At 70.7% G+C, this 15,846-nt stretch carries 12 protein-coding genes; 6 read left to right on the top strand and 6 right to left on the bottom strand.

The genetic code is table 11. From position 1 onward, the window contains the following. Positions 1-19: 19 nt before the first annotated feature. From KAH28_RS03115 to KAH28_RS03100, 4 genes are read left to right on the top strand one after another with little or no spacing between them, the layout of a single operon-like run. The gene (locus tag KAH28_RS03115) at positions 20-418 is read left to right on the top strand and encodes a Rid family detoxifying hydrolase (RefSeq protein WP_290574349.1); all 399 of its coding nucleotides are present in this window, start codon (positions 20-22) and stop codon (positions 416-418) included. 10 nt (positions 419-428) lie between these two features. Next, positions 429-2,507, top strand: coding sequence for an ATP-dependent DNA helicase RecG (gene recG, locus KAH28_RS03110; protein WP_290574348.1), 2,079 nt, complete (start codon positions 429-431; stop codon positions 2,505-2,507). Further along, on the top strand, positions 2,500-3,384 hold the full coding sequence (gene ubiA, locus KAH28_RS03105) for a 4-hydroxybenzoate octaprenyltransferase (RefSeq protein WP_290574347.1): 885 nt from the start codon (positions 2,500-2,502) through the stop codon (positions 3,382-3,384). Before recG ends, ubiA begins: the two co-directional genes overlap by 8 nt. Further along, positions 3,384-4,292: an alpha/beta hydrolase gene (locus tag KAH28_RS03100; RefSeq protein WP_290574346.1), complete on the top strand. Its 909-nt coding sequence runs from the start codon at positions 3,384-3,386 to the stop codon at positions 4,290-4,292. The genes ubiA and KAH28_RS03100 overlap by 1 nt, the downstream gene beginning before the upstream one ends. Here KAH28_RS03100 and KAH28_RS03095 read toward each other — a convergent pair. After that, complete coding sequence (locus KAH28_RS03095) at positions 4,274-5,002, bottom strand: 16S rRNA (uracil(1498)-N(3))-methyltransferase (RefSeq protein WP_290574345.1); 729 nt, start codon at positions 5,000-5,002, stop codon at positions 4,274-4,276. The genes KAH28_RS03100 and KAH28_RS03095 overlap by 19 nt on opposite strands. 108 nt (positions 5,003-5,110) lie before the next feature. On the opposite strand from KAH28_RS03095, the gene KAH28_RS03090 reads away from it, so the two are divergent. Together KAH28_RS03090 and KAH28_RS03085 are read left to right on the top strand one after the other, a co-directional pair. Then, the gene (locus KAH28_RS03090) at positions 5,111-5,773 is read left to right on the top strand and encodes a CsgG/HfaB family protein (RefSeq protein ID WP_290574344.1); all 663 of its coding nucleotides are present in this window, start codon (positions 5,111-5,113) and stop codon (positions 5,771-5,773) included. After that, positions 5,754-6,557, top strand: a complete 804-nt coding sequence (locus tag KAH28_RS03085; RefSeq protein ID WP_290574343.1) for a CsgG/HfaB family protein — start codon at positions 5,754-5,756, stop codon at positions 6,555-6,557. Before KAH28_RS03090 ends, KAH28_RS03085 begins: the two co-directional genes overlap by 20 nt. 1,032 nt (positions 6,558-7,589) lie before the next feature. On the opposite strand, the gene bioA is transcribed toward KAH28_RS03085, so the two are convergent. The 5 genes from bioA to KAH28_RS03060 form a co-directional block, all read right to left on the bottom strand. Next, positions 7,590-8,960: an adenosylmethionine--8-amino-7-oxononanoate transaminase gene (gene bioA / locus KAH28_RS03080; protein ID WP_290574342.1), complete on the bottom strand. Its 1,371-nt coding sequence runs from the start codon at positions 8,958-8,960 to the stop codon at positions 7,590-7,592. Beyond that, the gene (gene argA / locus KAH28_RS03075; RefSeq protein ID WP_290574341.1) at positions 8,957-10,300 is read right to left on the bottom strand and encodes an amino-acid N-acetyltransferase; all 1,344 of its coding nucleotides are present in this window, start codon (positions 10,298-10,300) and stop codon (positions 8,957-8,959) included. The genes bioA and argA overlap by 4 nt, the downstream gene beginning before the upstream one ends. A gap of 328 nt (positions 10,301-10,628) precedes the next feature. Continuing rightward, on the bottom strand, positions 10,629-11,783 hold the full coding sequence (gene argE / locus KAH28_RS03070; protein WP_290574340.1) for an acetylornithine deacetylase: 1,155 nt from the start codon (positions 11,781-11,783) through the stop codon (positions 10,629-10,631). A gap of 42 nt (positions 11,784-11,825) precedes the next feature. Then, positions 11,826-13,208 carry an alkaline phosphatase D family protein gene (locus tag KAH28_RS03065; RefSeq protein WP_290574339.1) on the bottom strand — a complete coding sequence of 461 codons (1,383 nt, stop codon included), beginning with the start codon at positions 13,206-13,208 and terminating at the stop codon, positions 11,826-11,828. A gap of 6 nt (positions 13,209-13,214) precedes the next feature. Beyond that, complete coding sequence (locus KAH28_RS03060) at positions 13,215-15,800, bottom strand: TonB-dependent receptor (RefSeq protein WP_290574338.1); 2,586 nt, start codon at positions 15,798-15,800, stop codon at positions 13,215-13,217. Positions 15,801-15,846 lie beyond the last annotated feature (46 nt).

The following is a 15,846-nucleotide window of genomic DNA, read 5'->3' as shown; positions in this document are numbered from 1 at the left end:
AGAATCACCGGGAGCAGGCATGAGCGCCCAGGGCAAGCGCGAGACCATCCATACCGACAACGCGCCGCAGGCAATCGGCAGCTACTCGCAGGCCGTGCGCTGCGGCTCGACGGTCTACCTGTCCGGGCAGATCCCGCTCGACCCGGCGACCATGGAACTGGACAACGCCGGCATCGACGACGAGATCCGCCGCGTCTTCCGCAACCTGCTGGCGGTGGTTGCCGCAGCCGGCGGGTCGGCGGCCCAGGTCGCCAAGCTCAATCTCTACCTCACCGATCTCGGGCACTTCCAGCGGGTCAACGAGATCATGGCCGAGTTCTTTGCCGAGCCCTATCCGGCACGCGCGGCGGTCGGCGTGGCGGCGCTGCCCAAGGGGGCGCGCTTCGAGGCCGAGGGCGTTCTGGTGCTGGACGACTGAACCGCCGACGGTGGCGGAGGTCCGGCTCGACCAGCCCGTCGCGGCGCTGCGCGGCGTGGGCGCCGCGCTGGCGGGCAAGCTCGCGGGGCTCGGCATCGAGCGGGTGCTGGATCTGCTGCTGCACCTGCCGCTGCGCTACGAGGATCGCAGCCGTTGCCAGCGGGTAGCCACGCTGCGCCACAACGAGTCGGCACAGATGGCGCTGCGCGTGCTCGAGACCGACACCCGCAACGCGCCGCGCCGCCAGCTCCGCGTGTTCTGCGAGGACGCCGACGGCGCGCCCTTCCTGCTGCGCTTCTTCCACTTCCGCAACGCCCAGGCGCAGGGCTTCGTCGCGGGCGCGGGCATCAGGGTCTGGGGCGTGGCGCGCATGGGGCCCGGCGGCTGGGAGATGGTGCACCCCGAGTACCGCGCCTTTCCGGACATCGCGCAGGTCCGGCCCGAGGGCGGCGTCCGGCCGGTCTATCCGCTGGCGGCCGGGCTGACCCAGGCGCGCCTGCGCGGTCTGGTCACCGATGCGCTGTCCCGTGCCGGCGGGGATCCGGCGCTCGGTGCGGGCGAGGTTGCCGCGCTGTCCCCGCCGACCGCGCTCGACGCGCTGCGCATCGTGCACCAGCCGCCCGATGCCGACAGCGCCGCCGCGTTGATGGCGGAGTCCCACCCGGCGCGCCGGCGCCTGATCCGCGAGGAGCTGCTCGCCCATCAGCTCAGTCAGCGCATCGTCAAGCGCCGCATGCGCAGTCTCGACGCCCCCGCCCTCGACGGCATCGATGACGCCCGCGATGCCCTGGAGGGGCAGCTCGGCTTCGCCATGACCGGTGCGCAGCGGCGCGTCATCGGCGAGATCGGTGCCGACATGGCGCGCACCCGGCCCATGCTGCGCCTGCTGCAGGGCGACGTCGGGTCGGGCAAGACCGTGGTCGCGGCCAGCGCCATGCTGGCGGCGGTGCGCGCGGGCTGGCAGGCGGCGATGATGGCGCCCACCGAGCTGCTCGCCGAGCAGCACGCGCGCACGCTGGGCGACTGGCTGGCGCCGCTGGGCGTCTCCGTGGTGCTGCTGACCGGCCGTCTGCGCAAGCGCGAGCGCGAGGAGCGCCGTCGCGCGATAGCCGGGCACGAGGTACAGATCGCGGTCGGCACGCACGCGGTATTCCAGGATGACACGCGCTTCGCACGGCTCGGCCTGGTGATCGTCGACGAGCAGCATCGCTTCGGTGTCCGCCAGCGACTGGCGCTGCGCGACAAGGGCCCGGACGGCCTGCGTCCGCACCAGCTGGTGATGACCGCCACACCGATCCCGCGCACGCTGGCGCAGACCGCCTATGCCGATCTCGACCTGTCGGTGATCGACGAGCTGCCGCCCGGCCGCACGCCGGTGGTCACCGCGGCCGTGGCCAACGGGCGCCGCGACGAGGTCATCGAGCGCCTGCGCACCGCCGTCGCGGCCGGTCGTCAGGCCTACTGGGTTTGCACGCTCATCGAGGACAGCGAGCAGCTCGCCGCGCAGGCGGCCGAGGAGGCCGCCGGGCTGCTCGAGGCGGCGCTGCCCGGCGTGCGCATCGGCCTCGCCCATGGTCGCCTGAGCGCCGCCGACAAGCAGCGCGTCATGCGCGAGTTCAAGGAGAGCCAGCTGCAGGTGCTGGTCGCGACCACCGTCATCGAGGTCGGCGTCGACGTGCCCAATGCCTCGATCATGGTCATCGAGAACGCCGAACGACTCGGCCTGTCGCAGCTCCACCAGTTGCGCGGCCGGGTCGGCCGCGGCCATACCGAGAGCCAGTGCCTGCTGATGTACCAGCCGCCGCTGGGCGAGTCCGCGGGCGAGCGCCTCGATGTCATGCGGCGCACCCACTCGGGTTTCGAGATCGCCGAGAAGGATCTGGCGCTGCGCGGCCCGGGGGAGCTGCTGGGGCGGCGCCAGACCGGCGTGGTCGCGCTCAAGATCGCCGACCCGGTGCGCGATGCCGAGGAACTGCCCGAGCTGGCCGACATCGCCGAGCGTCTGCTCGACGACTCCGCCGAACGCGAGCGCGTCCATGCGCTCGTGGCGCGCTGGGTGGGTGACGTGCAACGCTACGGCCATGTCTGATTCCGGAGCCCCGGGTGCGCGTCTGCGCGCCTACGTCGAGCTGACGCGCCTGCACAAGCCGGTCGGCATCTGGCTGCTGATGTGGCCGGTGGGCTGGTCGCTGTGGATCGCGGCCGGCGGCGTGCCACCGCTGGATCTGCTGGTCATCTTCGCCGCCGGAACGGTGCTCATGCGTTCCGCCGGCTGTGTCATCAACGACTTCGCCGACCGCCGCATCGATCCCTACGTGGCGCGGACCGCATCGCGGCCGCTGGCGGCCGGCCGGGTGAGCGTGACCGAGGCGCTGGCGCTGTTCGCCGGGCTGTGCCTGGTCGCCTTCCTGCTGGTGCTGCAGACCAACGTGCCGACGGTGCTGCTGGCGGTGCCGGCGGTCGTGGTGGCGGCGAGCTATCCCTTCGCCAAGCGCTTCCACCATCTGCCGCAGGCGCATCTCGGCGTCGCCTTCGCCTTCGGCGTGCCGATGGCGCAGACCGCCGTCGCCGGTCCCGTGGACTGGACGCTGTGCGGCCTGCTCACCGCCGCCACCATCGTGTGGGCGCTGATCTACGACACCTACTACGCGATGTCGGATCGCGAGGAGGATCTGCAGATCGGCGTGCGGTCGAGCGCCATTCTCTTCGGTCGCGCCGACCGGCGCATCACCGCGCTGCTGCGTGCCGTCCTGCTGGCGCTGCTGATCGCGGCCGGTCTGCGTGCCGGTCTGCACTGGCCGTACTACGCCGGTCTGGCAGCAGCGATGCTGCTCGCCGTCCGCCACCAGCGGATGATCCACCGGCGCGACCCCGGTCGCTGCCTGCAGGCCTTCCTCGAAAGCCACTGGTTCGGGTTCCTGGTGCTGCTCGGCATCGTCGCCGACTACGCGCTGTTCACGCGCTGATGCGCGCTTCCCGGCTGCTCGCGATGGCGCTGGCCGCCCTGCTCGCCGCGGGCTGTGCCCGGCACGTCAACGCGCCGGCCGAGACCATGCCGATGCCGGAGACGCGCTTCCGCGTCGAGAACGGCGTGCGCGTCACGCCCGACGGCGCCGAGCCGGCATTGTTCGCCGACATCTACACGCCCGTGACGCTGGGGCCGTACCCGACCATCGTGATCGTCCCGGCCGGCCGCTGGGAGACCGGTCGCGCGCGCGACATGCGCTTCGTCGCCGAGTTCCTCGCCCAGCGGGGCTTCGCCGCGGTGGCGGTCGAGCACCGGCCGGCATCGCGCGGGGGGCTCGAAGCGCAGCTCGGGGATCTGCTCGGCGCGCTGCGCTGGATCAACCGCCACGCACGCGCGCACCGCCTCGACATGCAGCGCGTCGGCCTCTTGGGCTTCGAGTCCGGCGGGCATCTCGCCACTCTGCTGGCGCTGTCGCAGAGCTCGGCGCTGCCGCTGCCCGGGCTCGCGCGCGATCCGGCGCTGCCGTCCGTTCGCGCGGTCGTCGCGGGCGGGGCGCCGATGGATCTCGCGGCCATGGCCGACGGTGCCGATGTGTCCCGGTTGATGGGTGCCGCCGACGCCGAGGCGCTGCGCCGTGCGTCACCGCTGCACCGCGTGCATGCGCAGGCGCCACCGTTCTTCCTGTTCCACGGCACCACCGACGGCTACGTGCCGGTGGCACAGGCCGAGGCGATGGTGACGCGGCTGGAGCGGCACGGCGTACCGGTGCAGCTCTACCGGATGTCGCTGCGCGGGCACACCACCACCTATCTCACCGTCAGCGGAGCGCTCCAGGCCGGGGCGCGCTTCCTCTGGCGCCACGTCGCGGAGCCCGGGCAGCAGGCAGCCTATCCCAGGTCGCCGTAGCGTTGCTGCAGCAGCGCCAGCGCCGCCACCGGCGCGGTCTCGGTGCGCAGCACGCGTTGGCCCAGGCGCCAGCCGGTGAATCCGGCGCGGCGTGCGCTCGCGATCTCCGCCTCGTCAAGGCCGCCCTCCGGGCCGACCAGCAGCGCCACGCCGTCCGGCGCCGCGGCCGGCAGCGCGCCGTCGCCATCACCGTCGAAGGCCAGCATCAGACGCAGCGCCGCGTCGCATTCGGCGAGCGCGGCACCGAGGTCGCACACCGGCAGCAGCTCCGGCACCACCACGCGGCCCGATTGCTCGCACGCGGACACGATGACGCCGCGCCAGTGATTGACCTTCTTCTGCCAGCGCCGGTCGTCGATGCGCACGTTGCAGCGTCGCGTCGTCACCGGTCGGATGCGGGTCACCCCCAGCTCGGTCGCCTTCTGCAGGGCCCAGTCCATGCGTTCGCCCTTGCCCACGGCCTGCAGCAGCGTGGTCGGCAGTGGCGATTCGGTGGCGGGGTGGTGCCGGCTCTCCAGCAGGATCTCGGCCTGATCGCGTGTCGCCGCCGTGATGCGTGCCGCGTACTCGCTGCCGTCGCCGTTGAACACGCAGAGCGGATCGCCCTCGCGCAGTCGCAGCACGCGCACGGCATGCGTGAAGGCGCTGCCGCGCAGGGCGACGGTGCACGCCTCGGCGAGCGCTTCGGGCAGGAATATGCGGTGCGTCACGTTTGATCGGCCGGACGGGTTCGACTTCATTTTCGGTTCATCGATGCGGCGTATATGCTGCACACATTCCACGATGAAGTCGCGGCTGGCGCCGCGGGGACGAGCACCATGATGCAACGACTGACCCTGTTCCCGATTGTTCTCGCTGCCGCGCTTGTCGCCGGCTGCGCCGGTTCCTCCGCCAAGGTCGTCAGCAGCTCGGGGACTGCGCCGACCATCAGCCAGGCCCAGCAGGAGCCGGTCGACGGCGAGAAGCGCCGCATCGCGGTCAGCCGCTTCGACATGCGCACCGGCCCCGATGTCGGCCTGGCGCTGGCCGATTTCCTGACCGACGCGCTGTTCAACAGCGGCCGCTTCATCGTGCTGGAGCGTGCACGGCTCGACGAGGTGCGGGCCGAGCAGGCGCTGCAGTCCTCCGCCGAGTTCCGCGCCGACACCGCCGCGCCGGTGGGGCAGTTCGAGGGCGCCGAGCTGCTCATCCGCGGTGCGGTGGTCGCCTTCGAGCCCGACTGCAAGGGCGTGTCGGTGCTGCTGGCGGGATCGGGCACGGCGTGCATCACCATGAATCTGCGCATCATCGACGTCACCAGTGGCCGCATCGTCAACGCCACCACGGTGGAGGCAACCTCGCGTTCCAATCAGCTCGGCATCTTCTTCGCGCGCGGCGACCTCCCCATCGGCCTCGGCACCTACAACAAGACGCCGATGGAGACGGCGCTGCGCAATGCCATCGACGCGGCCGTGCGCCACATTGTCGAGACCAAGGTCTAGCCGGATCGCGTTCGCGCCGCTGCTGGCAGCCGCCATCGCGGTCTCGGGCTGCGCGACGCAGACCATCGAGCTCACCCAGACCGGTCGCGAGGCCATCGCCACGCTGCGCGCGCTGCCATCGGAAGCGCGCCCGCGCGTCGTGGTGGCGCCGCTGCGCGACAACACCCGTACCGGCCAGTTCTCGGCGCTGGAAGCCGGTCTCGTCACCGGTGAGCATCAGGCCACCAGTGCCGACTTCCTGGCCGGCGTGCACGATCTGCTGGTCACCGGCCTGCTCAACACCGGCGCGTTCACGGTGCTGGCGCGCGACGATCTGGACGAGCTGACCCGCGAGCGCATCCTGCGCGCCGAGCAGGGCGAGGCGGTGACCGCGGAGAACAGCCTCGAGGGCGCCGATCTCGTGATCGCGGCCGCGATCTCGTCCTTCGAGCCCGCAGGCGGCGCCGCGCTACCGGTCCCGGTGCCGGTGGGCGACGACAGCTTCACGCTGATATGGCTGCGCCGCGGCACCTCGTCGCTGTCGATGGACCTGCGCGTGCTCGACGTCGCCACCGGTCGAGTGGTCCACGCCAACGCCGTGCGCGGCAAGGCCAGCCGCTTCTCGGTGGATGTCGACGCCTTCATCGAGCTCGGCGGCAGCTACCTGGCGCTGCCGGGCGTGCTGAGCTATCTCAACAAGACACCGCTGCACGCGGCGATCCTCGAGATGGTGACCCTGGCCGTGAGCGAGGTCGGGGATGCGGCCGAGTCCGGGGTGGGGACCGAGGCGGTGGCTGCTGATTAGGGGCGCTGTGGCGTCCTTCTTGAAGTCTTGGCGCTAGAGCCTTCCTCGTTGACCCATTCGTGCTCTCGGCTTCCGCGCCTCGGGACCTCGGCGCCTGAGTCTTCCTCGTTGGTCCCGTTCGTGCTCTCGGATTCCGCGCTTCGGAACCTCGGCGCTACCGAGTGTTGGCACTCGACCGGCGCGGGCTACTTTTCTGTTGCGCGACAGAAAAGTAGCCAAAAGAGCGCGCCCCGCAGAAGGCGCTCCGGCCCGCCCGCGGGGCGGGCCGGAGTCCCGGCGACTGGCGGCGCGCTCCGGGGTCGCCGCGGACGGACATCCTGTCCTCCGCGGCTCGGCCGGCCATCCGTGGCCGGCCGACTCCCTGCGCGCACCACCAGTCGCCGCGCCTCCTGAAGGGGGACATGGTCGGCTCGTTGCTTCGCAACATCGCCAAAGCCAAGAAGAGCACCACTCCATTGCCGCGATGTCGCGAAGCGACGAGCCGTTTAGGGGGTGCCTTCACGGGTGGCCGGACCGGGAGGCGCGCGCAGTGGGGCTGCGAGACAGGACGTCGAGCAAGGGTGAGCCCGACCGAATGCCCAGTGGGGCATTCGCAGCGAGGCGAACGCCCGGACATGGATGTCCGGGCCGGGGCACGTCAGGAGCGAAACGGTACCGCCACGGATGGCAGGCGCCAACCGCACGCTACTGCAAGGATCATCGCCGTCACTAAGCTCGGCTCCTGCCTCGCTAAGTGACCCTGCCGGGGCCTTCCTGGCCCCGGCGTTCACCCGCTGCGAAGCGCCACCGGCGCTTCGGTCGGGTTCACCCATGGTTTTGGTTCCTTTGGCCGTAACCAAAGGAACCCGCGCCGGTCGAGCGGCATCACTCGGCAGCGCCGAGGTTCCGAAGCGCGGAACCCGGGAGCACAACCGGGTCAACGAGAGACAGGATCCGAGAGCGAGGCCGGGCTTGCGCAGCGCGGGGTGCAGTCAACGCATCAACGCGCAGGGGAGGGCGCGAACCGGGCTGGTTGCACTACACGCGGCGAGCCTAATCAGCCGTAGCCCGCTCGATCCCCTCGATCGCCACGCCCGCCAGCCAGTCGATCTCTTCCTCGGTCACGACATACGGCGGCATGAAGTAGACGGTGTTGCCCAGCGGCCGCAGCAGCGCGCCGTGCTCGAGGCCGTGCTGGTAGACGCGCAGGCCGCGGCGCTCGCCGGCGGGGTAGGGCTTGCGGCCGGGGCCGTCGGCGGCGAGGTCGATGGCCAGCACGAAGCCCTGCTGGCGGATCTCGGCGACGTGGGGGTGGCGCGACAGCTCGGAGACGGCGCCGTAGAGGTGTTGTCCGAGTCCGCGGACGTGCGCGGGCCAGTCCTGCTGCTCGAGGATGTCGAGGGTGGCCAGCGCGGCCGTGCAGGTCAGCGGGTTGCCGGTGTAGCTGTGTGAATGCAGGAAGGCCTTGCCGGTGCTGTAATCGTCGTAGAAGGCCTCGTAGATGCGCTCGCTGGTCATGCACACCGCCAGCGGCAGGGTGCCGCCGGTGAGGCCCTTCGACAGGCACAGGAAGTCGGGCACGATATCGGCCCATTCGCACGCGAAGAGCTTGCCGGTGCGGCAGAAGCCCACCGCGATCTCGTCGGCGATCAGGTGGACGCCGTAGCGGTCGCAGGCTTCGCGCAGCAGCTTGAGATAGATCGGCGGCCACATGCGCATGCCGCCGGCGCACTGGATCAGCGGCTCGACGATGACCGCCGCGATCTCCTTGTGGTGGCGCTCCAGCGTGGCTTCCATCTCGCGGAATACGCGGCGGGCGTGGTCCTCCCAGGACACGCCGGGGGCGCGGCCGCCGGGCTCCATGACGCCGCAGTCGGGGGCGCGCACCACCAGCGGCTCCAGCAGCAGCGGGCGGTAGGCATCGCGGTACAGGCCGGTGCTGCTCACCGCCAGCGCGCCCAGGGTCTCGCCGTGATAGCCGCCGGACAGCGCGACGAAGCGCGTGCGTTCCGGCTGGCCGTTGAGCGCCCAGTAGTGATGCGACATCTTGAGCGCGACCTCGACCGCGCTCGATCCGTTGTCGGTATACATGCAGCGCGACAGGTCGCCGGGCGTGATCGCGGCCAGCCGTTCGGACAGCTCCACCACCGGCGGATGCGTGAAGCCGGCGAGCATGGCGTGGTCCAGCGTGTCGAGCTGTTCCTTCATGCGCGCCACGATGTGCGGGTGGCGGTGCCCGAACAGGTTGGTCCACCACGAGCTCACCGCGTCGAGGTAGCGCTTGCCGTCGGGGCCGATGAGCCAGGCGCCCTCGCCGCGCTCCACCGGCACGAGCGGCAGCCACTCGTGATCCTTCATCTGCGTGCAGGGATGCCAGACGTGCGCCAGCGAGCGGCGTACCAGATCGTCCGCGGAATGACTCATGAGGAAAGCGTCTTGACCAGTACCAGGGAATTGCGCTGGTAGTTGTAGAGATCACGCCGGGCCACCGGCAGCTCGTCGCGCGTGGTCTTGCGGAAGCCGTGCTCGATGAACCAGTGCGGCGTGTGCGTGGTGAGGGCGAAGATCTCGGCGATGCCCTGGCGGCGGGCGCGCATCTCCAGATGGCCGAGCAGGCTCTCGGCGCGCTTGCCGCCGCGGTAGTCCGGATGCACCGCCACGCAGGCCAGCTCGGCGGCCTTCGCGCCGGCCAGCGGCAGCAGCGCCGCGCAGGCGATGACCAGCCCGTCGCGCGTGGTGACGACGAAGTGCTCGATCTCCAGCTCCAGCTGCTCGCGCGACCGCGGCACCAGTGCGCCGGCTGCCTCCAGCGGCGCGATCAGGCCGAGGATGCCGCCGATGTCGTCGATGCCGGCCGAGCGCGTGGTCTCGTAGGCGTCGTCGGCGTGCACGAACAGGCCGGCGCCGTCGCGGGTGTACAGCTCGCGCAGCACGGCGCCGTCCTCGGCGTGGCCGATGAGATGGACGCGCGCCACGCCGGCCGCGCAGGCCGTCACGGCCGAGCGGATGTAGTCGGCATCCAGCGGCGCCAGCCGGCGCGAGTTGTCGGCGAGCAGGGCCGAGGCCTCGCTGGCCGGAATCTGGCCGGCGTCGCCGGCGATCTCCGCCAGCGGCCAGGCGCGCGGTTCGCCGGGGGTGACGAAGACCAGCTTGTCCGCACCCAGCGCGCAGGCGGTGGCGGTGGCGACATCCTCGGCGCGCAGGTTGAAGACCTCGCCGGTGGGCGAGTAGCCGATCGGCGACAGCAGCACCACGTGCCGCGCGGACAGCGCCTCGTAGATGGTGGCGGCGTCGACCCGCCGCACCTCGCCGGTGTGCTCGAGATCGACGCCGTCGCGCACGCCCACCGGCCGCGCGGTCACCCAGTTGCCGCCGGCGGTGCGCAGGCGCGCGCCACCCATGGGCGTGCTCGCCAGGCTGGTCGACAGCCGCGCCTCGATGTCGGTGCGCAGGGCGCCGACCGCGCGCGTGACGCAGTCCAGCGTCGGCCGGTCGGTGATGCGCAGGTTGCCGTGATAGCGCGCTTCCAGGCCGGCGCGCGTGATCTCGTCGCTGATCTGCGGGCGCGCGCCGTGCACCAGCACCAGCTTGACGCCGAGGCTGTGCAGCAGCGCGATGTCGTAGATCAGCGCGTCGAAGTCGCTGGCCGCAGCCGCCTCGCCGCCGAAGCAGAGCACGAACACCCGCCCGTGGTGCGCATGCACGTACGGCGCTGCCGCGCGCAGTGCGGTGACGAAACTGTGGGGTGGGGCCTCGGCGTCCATCGCGGCATTCTAGCTTCGCGGCCGGCGGCCTGAGGAATCGGGCGCTTTGCCGCCGGGTTCCCGGGAACCGCAGATTACACAGATTGGCGCAGCTTCAGGAAGCTGATTCTGTCGAATGCTTAGCCACAATATCGGTGCCCTCTCCCCCGCCCTCGGGGGAGAGGGAAGGGTGAGGGGGTGCCGGCGCCAGCCGGCGGATTGCCCTACACGCACCGCGCTGCGCGCGGCCCCCTCAACCCCGGCCCTTCTCCCCGCCGGGGAGAAGGGAGCACCAGCTGCTCAGTTGAAATCTGTGGTTCTTCTTCTATCTGCGCCAATCTGTGGCGCCTCAGCTTTCCAGGCAGAAGCGTGCGATCAGGTCGCGCAACAGCTTCTGCGTGGGGGCGATGCGGTCGAGCGGCAGCGACTCGTTGGGCTGGTGCGCGACCGCGATGTCGCCCGGGCCCAGGATCACCGTCTCCATGCCGAGCTGATTGAGGAAGGGGCCCTCGGTGGCGAAGTCGACGGCCTCTGCCGCGTGGCCGGTCAGCGCCTCGCAGGCGCGCACGATGTCGGTGCCGGCGGCGGTCTCGAAGGCCGGGATGCCGTCGAAGAGCGTGCTCGCCTCGAAGCGGCAGCCGGGCTCGGTGAGGCCGGCGGCGGCGGCTTCGCGCAGGTCGCTGCGCAGTGCGTCGATGCGGTCGTCCGGGCCAAAGCGCAGATCGACGTCGAGCCGGCAGTGCGCCGGAATGCGGTTGGCCGAATCGCCGCCCTCGATGCAGCCGGTGTTGATGGTGGGGTGGTCGATGGCGAAGCCGCGGCCGCAGCTGTGACGGGCGAGGGCGTCGCCGTGCGCCATGACCGCGCCCAGCACCTGATGCATGCCGCGGATGGCGTTGGCGCCCAGATCCGGGCGCGACGAATGCCCGGCGCGGCCGTGCACGTGCAGCGAGTCCATGAGGATGCCCTTGTGCAGGCGCACCGGGCGCAGGTTGGTGGGCTCGCCGATGACCGCGTGCCGTGCCTTCGGTCTGCCGGCCGCGGCCAGCGCACGGGCACCGTCCATGCCCGATTCCTCGTCGGCGGTGGCGAGCAGGATCAGCGGCTGGTGCAGCGTCTGCCCGGCCGCAGCGGCGGCGGCCTCGACGGCCAGGCCCAGGAAGCCCTTCATGTCGCAGATGCCGAGCCCGTGGAGGCGATCGTCGCGCTCGGTGAGCGCGAAGGGCTCGCTGTCCCAGCCGCTGTCGTCGAAGGGCACGGTGTCGGTGTGTCCGGCCAGGACCAGGCCGCCGGGGCCGCGCCCCAGCGTGGCGATGAGGTTGGCCTTGTCGCTCCGTCCGGGCAGGGGCAGGATCTCGACCGCGAAGCCGAGGCTCTCCAGCCATTCGGCGAGCAGGTGCACGACGGGCAGGTTGCCCATGTCGTGCGCCGGGTGCTCGCTCGATACCGAGGGGGCGGCGACGAGCTCGCGAAGCAGCTGGTTCAACGGTGGAAGGGCGGTCATCCGCCTATCTTCGCGGAAGCGCGCCGCGTCTGCAGCGTGTGGTCAGGCGGGCAGCAGGTCGGCGTCGGTCTTGTCCGGCCAGCTGCGGCGACCGTTGGCCAGCTCGTCGGCATGCAGGACGAAGGGCTCCCACACCGCACGGCCGCGCGCGTCGATGACATTGAAGCGCAGGCTGGGTCGCTCGCCGCGCATGTCGAAGTCGATCATGCCGGCGTTGGGGCCGCCCGAATAGGGCACGCGGACGCGCTGCTCGGGCGCTTCGCGCGGGTCGGGGATGCTGCCGTCCTGCGCCAGCGGCGAGCTGCACAGATCGTAGACGTCGTAGCCGCCGGCATCGGCGCGCGGAATGACGTTGAGCTCGGCGCGGTGCACGTTGCCGGACAGCAGCACGACCCCGCCGATGCGGCGGTCGCGGATGAAGTCGAGCAGCTCGTCGCGCTCGTGCAGGTAGCCGGCCCAGGAATCGCCGTGCTCGCCCTTGCCGCGGGTCCATTCGCCGCCCGCCATGACGATCTTGAAGGGGGCGTCGCTGGCTTCGAGGCCGGCCTTCAGCCAGGCCTTCTGCGCCGCGCCCAGCTGGGTCTTGGCGGGCCAGTCGGGATCGGCGTTGGGGCTGCGGTGGTAGCGGTTGTCGAGGAAGAAGAAGTCGACCCCGCCGTAGCGATAGGCGAAGAACACGCCCGGCGTGTCGGCGGTACCGGCGCCGGGGTTCGCCCAGTAGCGCCGGAAGATGGCGAGGCTGTCGTCCTTGATGGCCAGCTCGCGGTCATGGTTGTTGAGGCCGTAATCGTGATCGTCCCAGGTCGCCAGCTGCGGCACGTGCCGGCCGAAGGACTGGAAGGCCGCGACGCTGCGTTGCTGGCGGTAGCACTCGGCGATGATGCGCGGCTCGAGGCTGTCGGCGTAGATGTTGTCGCCGAGCCAGAAGAAGAGGTCCGGCCGCCAGTCGCCGAGCGCGCCCCAGATGGGCTGGTCGGGGTACTCCTGGAAGCGCGCGCAGGAGCCGAAGGCGACACGGAAACGCGCCGGCCCGGCAGGTGCGGTGGTCAGCGAGAAGGGCGGCAGGCCGTCGTGATAGCGCCCCGGACGGCCGTCGACCCGCACCCGGTAGTAGTAGCGGCGCCCCGGCGCCAGGCCGCTGGCGCGCAGCTGCACGACGTAGTCGTTCTCCGGCGTGGCCGCGGCGGTGGCCACCGTGCGCGCATTGGCGAATCCGGGGTCCTCGGCCAGCACCAGCGCGATCTCGAAGCGCCCGCTGGCGCGCGCCCAGACCAGCGCGTCGCGCTCCGACACGGCGCCCAGCATCGGGCCCTGCATGAGCCGCGGGTAGCCGGCTTCGCTGCGCGCGAGCAGCGGGGCGGGCATCGCGCCGAGCGACGCGATACCCGCCATGCCCTTCAGCAGTCGGCGTTTGGCGATTGCCACGGCGGGCTACCAGCGGCCCGTGATGCCGATGTAGGCGGTGTAGTCGTAGAGCTCGTAGCCGGTCACCCAGTCGGTGTTGCCGCCCTGGTACTCGTGGCCCGGCTCGTCGTTGAGGTTCTCGAACTCCGCGAAGAGGCCCAGATTGTCGTTGAGCTGGTAGCTCACGCGCGCATCCAGGCGCCCGAAGTCGTTGTAGAAGATATCCCTGGTGGGCTCGCCCTCGAGGCCGTCGAGGTAGGAGCTGGCGAAGTCGTAGGCCAGCACCGCGTCGAAGCGGCCCTTCTGGTAGGACAGCGCGATGCTGTACAGCGTGTCGGCCTGACCCAGGAAGGGCAGATCCTCGTCCTCGCGACCCGGCACGTTGAGCTCGGAGTCCACCAGCGTGAGCGAGCCGCTGAAGCCGAGGCCGTCGAAGGGCGCCGGCAGGAAGGTGAACTCCTGCTGGTACGCGAACTCGATGCCCAGGATCTCGCCGCTGTCGGCGTTGGCCGGGCGGCTGATCTCCAGCTCGCGGAAGTCCTGACCCTCGAAGGTGATGTTCTCGAGCGTCACGCTGTCGCCGAAGATCGGGTTCTCGATGTCCTTGTAGAACACCGCCGCCGAGACGATGCCGAACTCCGAGAAGTAGTACTCGGCCGACAGGTCGAGATTCATCGACTCGAAGGGATCGAGGTCAGGATTGCCCTCGGAGAGCCCGCCCTCGAAGACGCCGGGTGACGGCTCCTCGATCTCGAACTCGCGCGTCGGCGAGATCTGCCCGTAGGACGGCCGGCCGATGGTGTTGGTCCAGGCCGCGCGCAGCAGCACGTCATCCGAGGCGCGGTAGTGCAGGTGCAGGCCCGGCAGCACATTGGTGTAGCTGCCCGAGTTCGAGACCGACGACACTTCCGTGCCGTTGGTGAGCTCGAAGCCGTCGGCGTCGGTCTCGGTGCGCTCGACGCGCACGCCGCCGAGGACCGTGAAGCGGTCGATGTCGACGCTGGCCATGACGTAGCCCGCCAGCACTTCCTCGGTGAGGTCGTAGTCGGCCAGCACCGCGTCCTCCAGCGTCGCGCCCTCGTCGAAGACGAAGAAGGCGGGGTCGTCGATGTTGGCGGCCGTGAATTCGCGGATGCGGCCCATGTCCATGATCGGACCCAGCGGATAGGTCTTGCCGTCGACGTTGTTCCGGATGGTGGTGCCGGTGACATCGGCACTGGCCAGCGTGAAGGGCGAGTCCTCGTTGCCCTCCCAGCGCGGGGTCTCGATGTCCTGCTTCTTGTCGGTGGTGCGGAACTTGGCGCCGAACTTCAGGAAGCCGGGCAGCGCGCCGAAGAGGTCGTCGCGCCGGAAGTCGAGGGCCGCCACCCAGCTGTCCTCCTCGATCAGGTCGAGCTGCTCGCGGTAGCGCGCGAAGGCGTAGCTGTCCGGGTCGGCGGCGTTGTCTCCCGGCACGACGTCGAGCAGGAAGGGTTCGGTGTCGAAGCTCACGTCGAGCCCGTCGCCGCGGAACTCCCAGTTCTCGTTGGGCTCCTCGGTCTCGGTGTTGATGTAGGTCAGGCTGTGCTCGATGGTCCACAGATCGATACGGTTCTCGCCGCCCGCCGATACGTTGAGGAAGAGCTTGTCCTTCTCCTCGTAGCGCAGCTCCGACTCGCCTTCCGCGTTCGAGGTCGCTCCGCGCTGCGGCGCGTCGAAGACCGCGCCCTCGGCCAGGTTGCCGTACTCGATGCGCTGGCGGTACTCGTCCTCCTGGAAGTCGCTGTAGAGCGCGCGCAGGAAGTAGTGCTGGTCGACGTCGGGCTGGTACTCCAGCGCGCCGGTGAAGCCGATGCGGGTGCGCTCGATCTCGTAGAGGTTGTGCTTGAAGCCTTCCGGCTGGGCGCCGCCGGCGTCGTTGATGATCCAGTCATCCGGGAAGATGCCGTTGGACTCGAAGTCGCGCAGCGAGTAGCTGCCGCCGATCAGGTAGCCCCACTCGTCGTTGGCACCGAAGCGGTTGCCGGCCGTGATGTTGGCCGCGTACGGGGTGTTGCCGCCCTTCTCCTCGTAGCCGACGCGCGCCGAGCCGGCGGCGAAGGCGCCGTCGTAGTCGAAGGGGCTGGGCGGGATGACGTTGACGGTGCCGCCGACCGACTGTGCGTCCATGTCCGGAGTCACTGCCTTGATGACCTCGATCGATGACAGCAGCTCGCCCCCGATGACGTCCAGCGGCACCGTGCGGCCGTCGCCCTCGGGCGTGCCGGCGGTGATGCCGTTGATGGTGACGTTGTTGAGGTTGGGGCTGGCGCCGCGGATGCTGACGAAGCGGCCCTCGCCCTGGTCGTAGCTCAGCGACACGCCCGGCAGAGACTCGATGGCCTCGGCCGAGTTGCGGTTGGGCAGGCGGCCGATCTCGTCGGACGACACCGCGTCGAGAATGGCATCGGACAGCCGCTTGCGCTCCAGCGCGCGCTTCTGCGCCAGGCGCTGTCCGGTGACCGTCACCACTTCGACCTCGGGGTCGGCGCTTTCCTGCGCGGCGACCGGAGCGGCGGCGGCAAGGCCGCCCGCCACGGTCAGCGCGGCGAGGCCCGCAATGTGCAGTCGGCGGTGCAAGTCGTGGTTGTTCATGGTGTTGCTCCCTGCTGTCGATGGAATGCGTGGCACCGGACCGGCG

This window comes from Algiphilus sp. (assembly GCF_023145115.1).
Classification (GTDB): domain Bacteria; phylum Pseudomonadota; class Gammaproteobacteria; order Nevskiales; family Nevskiaceae; genus Algiphilus.
The sequence above is the reverse complement of the archived record's forward strand: the minus strand, read 5'-3'. Positions and strand labels throughout refer to the sequence as shown.

Bases quoted from the DNA above. Each gene is read 5' to 3' on its own strand.
- bioA (WP_290574342.1), bottom strand. From the start codon at position 8,960: ATGAGTCATTCCGCGGACGATCTGGTACGCCGCTCGCTGGCGCACGTC.
- KAH28_RS03115 (WP_290574349.1), top strand. From the start codon at position 20: ATGAGCGCCCAGGGCAAGCGCGAGACCATCCATACCGACAACGCGCCG.
- KAH28_RS03060 (WP_290574338.1), bottom strand. From the start codon at position 15,800: ATGAACAACCACGACTTGCACCGCCGACTGCACATTGCGGGCCTCGCC.
- argE (WP_290574340.1), bottom strand. From the start codon at position 11,783: ATGACCGCCCTTCCACCGTTGAACCAGCTGCTTCGCGAGCTCGTCGCC.
- KAH28_RS03100 (WP_290574346.1), top strand. From the start codon at position 3,384: ATGCGCGCTTCCCGGCTGCTCGCGATGGCGCTGGCCGCCCTGCTCGCC.
- argA (WP_290574341.1), bottom strand. From the start codon at position 10,300: ATGGACGCCGAGGCCCCACCCCACAGTTTCGTCACCGCACTGCGCGCG.
- ubiA (WP_290574347.1), top strand. From the start codon at position 2,500: ATGTCTGATTCCGGAGCCCCGGGTGCGCGTCTGCGCGCCTACGTCGAG.
- KAH28_RS03090 (WP_290574344.1), top strand. From the start codon at position 5,111: ATGATGCAACGACTGACCCTGTTCCCGATTGTTCTCGCTGCCGCGCTT.